Below are 6,301 nucleotides of genomic sequence, written 5' to 3'. Positions count from 1 at the left end.
GGGGACACGCCGCAAGGGCATGTCCCCGGTCCGCTTTTTCATCACCGCCGTCAAAACGGAAAACGACGTTTTGACACCGCTTGCGCAAGGCGTCGCTTCGGAGTAGATTCCAAAATGACACCGGTGGCAAAGTGGCTTGGCCGCAATGACACCGGTATCAGGGACGTTTTGGACCGGCCTGCCGGTCCTGGGCGTCCGCGGCTCTTTCTGAGTTCGCTCCTGCGCAAACTTTCAGGGCGTCGAGTGTGTCTCGGCGCCCTTTATTTTGAGAGCCCCAATCTTCCTGAAGGAAGCCGTGGGGGTAGGCGGCGCGGAACCGACACGGTCGGACCGCCCGGCGGGATGGAAACAAAGGACGACAATCACGCCCATCAGCACGCGAACGGACACGCGAATTGACGTCGGGGGAGCCTCTGGTGTGGCGTCCGCCCGCGACGCGGTCTAAACGGTCGCCCAGCGCCGAACGCGGCGAAATCTTCCACGCCGAGGCCCGCCCACAAGGCCGCACGCAAGATCGATCCTTTGAGGAGCAGTACTGATGGTGAAAGACCGTATGGCCGTGCTGACGGCGATGATGGACCAGGGCGTCATCCCGGTCTTCTATCACCCCGACGCCGAGGTCTGTAAGAAGGTGATCCAGGCCTGCGCCGACGGCGGCGCGCCCTGCATCGAGTTCACCAACCGCGGCGACTTCGCCAGCCACGTCTTCTACGACGTGACCCGTCACTTCGCCTCGGCCGATCCGCGCGTGATCATGGGCGTGGGCTCGATCGTCGACGCGCCGACCGCCGGCATCTACATCGCCAACGGCGCCAAGTTCGTGGTCGGCCCGATCCTCAACGCCGACGTCGCCAAGGTCTGCAACCGCCGCAAGATCCCGTATTCGCCCGGCTGCGGCTCGGCCTCGGAGATCTCGTACGCCGAAGAGCTGGGCTGCGAGATCGTCAAGGTGTTCCCGGGTTCGTCGGTCGGCGGCCCCGATTTCGTCAAGGCGGTGCTGGGCCCGATGCCCTGGACCCGCATCATGCCGACCGGCGGCGTCGATCCCGACGAAGCCTCGGTCAAGAAGTGGTTCGGCGCGGGCATCGTCGCCGCCGGCATGGGCTCCAAGCTCATCACGCAAGAGCTGCTCGATGCGGGCGACTACGCCGGCATCACCAAGAAGGTCCGCGAGACGGTGGATCTGATCAAGAAGGTTCGTGGGAAGGCCTAAAGACCAATGACCGACAACATCCTCAACATCCGCCCGGCTTCGGAAACGAAGTGGGACTGCGCTTCCTTCGGTGAAGTGATGCTGCGCTTCGACCCGGGCTTCGGCCGGGTTCGCAACGCTCGCCAGTTCAACGTCTGGGAAGGCGGCGGCGAATACAACGTCGCCCGCGCCTTCAGGAAGTGCTGGGGCAAGCGCTCGACCGCCGTCACCGCCCTGCCGGTGAACGACCTGGGCTGGCTGGTCGAGGATCTGATGATGCAGGGCGGCGTCGACACCTCGCATGTCATCTGGCGCGACTTCGACGGCCTGGGCCGCAACACCCGCGTCGGCCTGAACTTCACCGAGAAGGGCTTCGGCGTTCGCCCGGCCCTGGGCTGCAGCGACCGGGGTCACTCGGCCGCCTCGCAGATCCGTCCCGGCGAAGTGAACTGGGAAAAGCTGTTCGGCGAAGAAGGCGTGCGCTGGTTCCACACCGGCGGCATCTTCGCGGCCCTGGCCAGCAACACCGCCGAAGCCGTGATCGAAGCGGTCGAAGTGGCCCGCAAGTACGGCACCGTGATCTCCTACGACCTCAACTACCGCGCCAGCCTGTGGAAGTCGCAGGGCGGCAAGGAAGGGGCCCAGAAGGTCAACCGCCACATCGCCAAGTACGTGGACGTGATGATCGGCAACGAAGAAGACTTCACCGCCTGCCTGGGCTTTGAGGTCGAAGGCCTGGACGAGCACATCAGCTCGATCGATCCGGCCAACTTCAAGAAGATGATCCAGACGGCGGTCAAGGAGTTCCCCAACTTCAAGGTCGCCGCCACCACCCTGCGCAACGCCAAGACCGCCTCGGTCAACGACTGGTCGGCGATCCTGTACGCCGGCGGCGAGTTCTACGCCTCGATGATGCGCGAGAACCTCGAGATCTATGACCGCGTCGGCGGCGGCGACGGCTTCGCCTCGGGCCTGGCCTTCGGCTTCATGGAAGGCAAGGGCCCCCAGGCCGCCGTCGAGTACGGCGCGGCTCACGGCGCCCTGGCCATGACCACCCCGGGCGACACCTCGATGGTGCGCAAGGAAGAGGTCGAGGCCGTGATGAAGGGCAAGGGCGCGCGGGTCATCCGCTAGTCTTCGCTCTCGTTGGCTGAACAAGCAGAGCCCCCGGTCGCAAGGCCGGGGGCTTTTTGCTGTTCACGTTCGAGGGCCAGTTTGAACTCCAGGCTGCCTACGAAGGCAGCTAATTTCTTGAGGAGCTTGCGACGCAGATGGGCGAGGCGCCGCGGCGTCCATTCTGTATCGCGTGCGGGGGACTTGGCGGCGAGACGGCGGGTTCGGCGTCGAGGCATGGGATCTCCGGTGTAGGCCTGAAGACACAGCTTGGCCGCCTCACGCGGAAAGCCGCTGAAGGGTCGGGGAGGGATGCGGAGCGCCGGGCTGGGCCCGGAAGCTTTGTAGAGAAATACCGTTTCGACACAGTCCGACGCTCCGCGCGGTCGTTATCGCAGGAGCGCGCCGACGGTCGGCCCTGTTGAGGCCTTGCCGGCTTGAAGCCCCCGGCGGGCGGGCCAGGCCAACGAAGCCTGGTCCCGGAACGCGCGCGTCCCCGCACGCCTGCAACGCCATCGACCCTCACGCCCGACCGTTTCCGTGTTCCGGGCTCGGCGAGCATCTCGCGGACGCGAGGTTTGGTCCCCGAAAGAACCGTCGGCGGCGTTACCCGCTCGACCGCACCCCAAGGCCGCGAAGGTCGCTGGCCGCGCGCCCTCCCCATCGCCTCGAGATGGTCTGATTATACGGCGCCGTGAGAGGGGGAGGATAAGTGGATTTTCGGCGTTGAATTTGTTGGGGAAACACACCGGGAGCGATGGGGATAAGTTTCTTAGAGCGAATAGCCTGTGCTTCCAGAGGCATTGGCCGGGGCAGGTGCGAGCAAGCCACGCGGGATGAGCCTTCAGCCGTAAAGCTGACGCTTTGAGGAGCCGCTATGGGTGGAAAGTTGTCATTGGCCTTCGTCCTGAAGGCGGCCGTTGCTGGTTAACGAACCTTAAGTATCGCGCCAAAGTCGCTCGTGCTTAGACTTATCAAATGATCACACGGCGTGATTTCTCCCTTCTGTTATCCGGCAGCCTGGCGGCTCCAGCAGCGCTGGCGGCGGCCCCAGTCCCTGCACTCCGGCGCGCGGAGGCTCGTCGATTGCAAAAGTATGCCGAGACGACCCACCCGCGCGGATGGGAAGCCGCTGCGGATCCGGCGTGGCGGTCGGGTTGGGACAGGCTCGCGGCCGAAGCGGATGACCTGACGACGGAGGCCTGGGTCATGGGTCTCATGGCTCGGTTGGCTTGGTTCCGCGACGGACACACGACCATCTACACTTATATGGTCAAGCTCCCAGGCTTCGACCTTGACCTGCCGATCACAGCCAGCCCCTTCTTCGACGGCCTCTACGTCACCGCCGCCAAGGCGGAGGGCGCGGCGTTGCTGGGCGGCCGGATCGTGCGGGTCGACGGGGTCGCCGTCGAGCAGGTCCTGCGCGCCTTCGCAGCCGTATGGCCTGCCAACAACGCCGCCGGGGCCTATCACCACGCGGGCCTCGCCCTGAAGCCTGCGGTCCTGCGAGGGGCACGACTGGCCGGGCCGGCAGCCGCGTCAGCGCCGGTCACCCTCGAAGCGGAGGTCGAGGGGTCAGTCGTCAAGGTCGCGCTGACGCCGCGTCCGGATGGCGGCGATGCGCTGGTCGCACTTTCACGCAAGCTCTGGCCGGTCGAGACCTGGCGGCCGGGCGCCCAGGCCAACTTCGTCCATGCAGACGGCAAGGTGCTGGTCATCGCCTTCGATCGCCTGAGCGACAAGCGCGACTCGATCTTGGCTTTCGTGCGCGACGCCTTTGCGGCGACGGAAACCCCTGAGATCGAACGTGTCGTGCTGGACCTGCGCCGTAACGACGGCGGCAGCAACCTCATGGGCGAGGGCCTGAGGAGGCACCTCGAACGGTCCCGGTTCAACCGGCCCGGCGGCCTTTACGTACTCACCAGCGGGAAGACCTTTTCTGCAGCCCAGAACCTGACCTCGCGGATTGAGCGGGAGACCTGGGCGGTATTCGTGGGCGAACCCAGCGGCGGTGCGCCTAACCACTACGGCGATGCCATGCCGTTCCAGGCCGACGGGTTCCCGGCGTATGTCTCGACCCTCCCCTGGTTCGACTCTCACCCCTTGGACAAGCGCATCTGGACCATGCCCGACGTCCTGGTCCCGCTGCGATTCGCGGACTGGGCGGCCGGCCGGGATGCGGCGATGGAGGCCGCATTCGCCCATGTCGACAACCGGACGCTTGATGACCTGAGCGAAGCGCGGACCATGTATTCCGACCGCCCCAGCCAGAAGACTGAGTGGAAGCCGTTCTGGATATGAACCTCAGGCCCTCGTGGTTCACGCCCCGAAGCGGACCTAGCGAACGTCCGAGAAGGGTCGAAAGCAGATATCCACGGCTGCCCGCAAACCCGTCCATCACCTTCGCGATCAAGGGGCGGGGCTCAGCCTCCCAGCACCCGCTCCAGCACCTCGACCACCAGGGCGTGGTCCTCCACCTGGGGCAGGCCCGAAACGGTGATCGCGCCGATGCAGCCCAGGCCCTGCAGGGTCAGCGGAAAGCCGCCGCCGTGGGCCGCGTGATCGCGGGGCGACAGGCCGTAGCGTTCCTCCAGGGTCTCGCCCGAGGCCTTCAACTTCAGGCCCACGGCCAGGGTGCTGGCGGCCAGGGTCAGGACGGTGTTGCGTTTGCGACGCACCCAGTCGGCGTTGTCGGGGCCCGCGCCCGGCAGGGCGGCGTGGAACAGCGGGCGCTCGCGCAGGCTGATGTCGATGGCCACCGGCGCATTGCGGGCCACGGCGGCGTCGCGCAGGGCGGTTCCCAGGGTCCAGGCGGTCTCCAGCGTGAAGCGCGGGAACACCAGGGCCTTTTCCTGGGCGGCGATGGCGGCCAGCAGCTCCGCGTCGGTCACAGCGATAGCTCGCGGCCTTCGGCGGCGCTGCGCTGGGCCACCTCGATCAGCGCCATCACGGCCAGAGCCTCATCCGGCGGGACGGGATTGGCGCCGTGGCCCGACAGGGCGTCGCGGATGGCGGCGTAATAGGCCAGGTAGTCGCCGGGCATGCCCTCGACGACGCGGCTGGTCGTGGCTTCGCCGTTTGGGACAGTCAGGGTCCCAGGACGCGGATCGGCGCCCCAGCCTTCGGAGCCGGGGATGATCCCGGCCTTCAGGGCGTTCTCCTGGTCGTCCAGGCCTTCCTTGTGGAAGCTGCCCTTGGTCCCGTGCACGGCCATCCGCAGGCGGGAGTCGATGGTCATCTGGCTGGCGTGCAGCAGCACCCGCAGGCGGGGATAACGCAGCACCAGGTGGAAATAGTCCGGGGCCTGGCCGCCGTCCTTCTGGGCCGCGAGGTCGGCATAGACGGCCAGGGGCGGGCCGAACAGCTGCAAGGCCTGGTCGATCAGGTGCGGACCCAGGTCCAGCAGGGCCCCGGCCCCGGGCTTCTCGCGCCAGCGGTCGCGGACGGCCGGGCGGAAGCGGTCGAAATGGCTTTCGTACTGCACGATCTCGCCCAGCGACCCGTCGGCGATCAGGGCCTTGAGGGTCAGGAAGTCGCTGTCCCAGCGGCGGTTGTGGAAGACGCTCAGCAGCTTGCCGGCGCGCTGGGCGTGGTCGGCGACGGCGCGCGCCTCGTCCAGGGTGACCGCGAACGGCTTGTCGATGACCACGGCCTTGCCGGCGTCCAGGGCCGCGTGGGCCTGTTGGGCGTGCAGAGGGTCGGGGGTGGCGATCACCACCAGGTCGATCTCGGGATCGGCCAGGGCGGCGTCCAGGTCGGGCGCGACCTTCATGCCCGGATGGTCGGCCAGGACCTTGGCGGGGTCGCTGGAGACCACGGTGTGCAGCAGCAGGCCGGGCGTGGCGACGATCAGCGGCGCGTGGAAGGCCTTGCCGACGAAGCCGTAGCCGGCCAGGGCGACCTTGAAGGGGAGGGGGGAAGACATGGGCGAGTTTGTACCACGCGTCGACGTCATCAAAAGCCCTCCCCCTTGATGGGGGAGGGTTGGGTGGGGGT

5 protein-coding genes are annotated in these 6,301 nt (G+C 66.9%); 3 read left to right on the top strand and 2 right to left on the bottom strand.

Annotation, left to right across the window (positions count from 1 at the left end; all coding sequences use genetic code 11):
* Positions 1 to 538 precede the first annotated feature (538 nt).
* The 3 genes from WAL33_RS20305 to WAL33_RS20295 all read left to right on the top strand — a co-directional run bounded on the left by WAL33_RS20305 (position 539) and on the right by WAL33_RS20295 (position 4,606).
* On the top strand, positions 539 to 1,213 hold the full coding sequence (locus tag WAL33_RS20305; protein ID WP_422183687.1) for a bifunctional 4-hydroxy-2-oxoglutarate aldolase/2-dehydro-3-deoxy-phosphogluconate aldolase: 675 nt from the start codon (positions 539 to 541) through the stop codon (positions 1,211 to 1,213).
* A 6-nt stretch (positions 1,214 to 1,219) separates the two neighbouring features.
* A complete protein-coding gene (locus WAL33_RS20300) occupies positions 1,220 to 2,326 on the top strand; it encodes a PfkB family carbohydrate kinase (RefSeq protein WP_422183685.1) in 1,107 nt (368 codons plus the stop codon).
* 1,065 nt (positions 2,327 to 3,391) lie between these two features.
* Positions 3,392 to 4,606, top strand: coding sequence for a hypothetical protein (locus WAL33_RS20295; protein WP_422183683.1), 1,215 nt, complete (start codon positions 3,392 to 3,394; stop codon positions 4,604 to 4,606).
* Positions 4,607 to 4,728: 122 nt separating this feature from the next.
* On the opposite strand, the gene WAL33_RS20290 is transcribed toward WAL33_RS20295, so the two are convergent.
* Positions 4,729 to 5,196: a heme-degrading domain-containing protein gene (locus WAL33_RS20290; RefSeq protein ID WP_422183682.1), complete on the bottom strand. Its 468-nt coding sequence runs from the start codon at positions 5,194 to 5,196 to the stop codon at positions 4,729 to 4,731.
* Positions 5,193 to 6,230 carry an oxidoreductase gene (locus WAL33_RS20285; RefSeq protein ID WP_422183680.1) on the bottom strand — a complete coding sequence of 346 codons (1,038 nt, stop codon included), beginning with the start codon at positions 6,228 to 6,230 and terminating at the stop codon, positions 5,193 to 5,195. The genes WAL33_RS20290 and WAL33_RS20285 overlap by 4 nt, the downstream gene beginning before the upstream one ends.
* Positions 6,231 to 6,301 lie beyond the last annotated feature (71 nt).

Source organism: Caulobacter sp. (assembly GCF_049283275.1).
Lineage (GTDB): Bacteria > Pseudomonadota > Alphaproteobacteria > Caulobacterales > Caulobacteraceae > Caulobacter.
The sequence above is the reverse complement of the archived record's forward strand: the minus strand, read 5'-3'. Positions and strand labels throughout refer to the sequence as shown.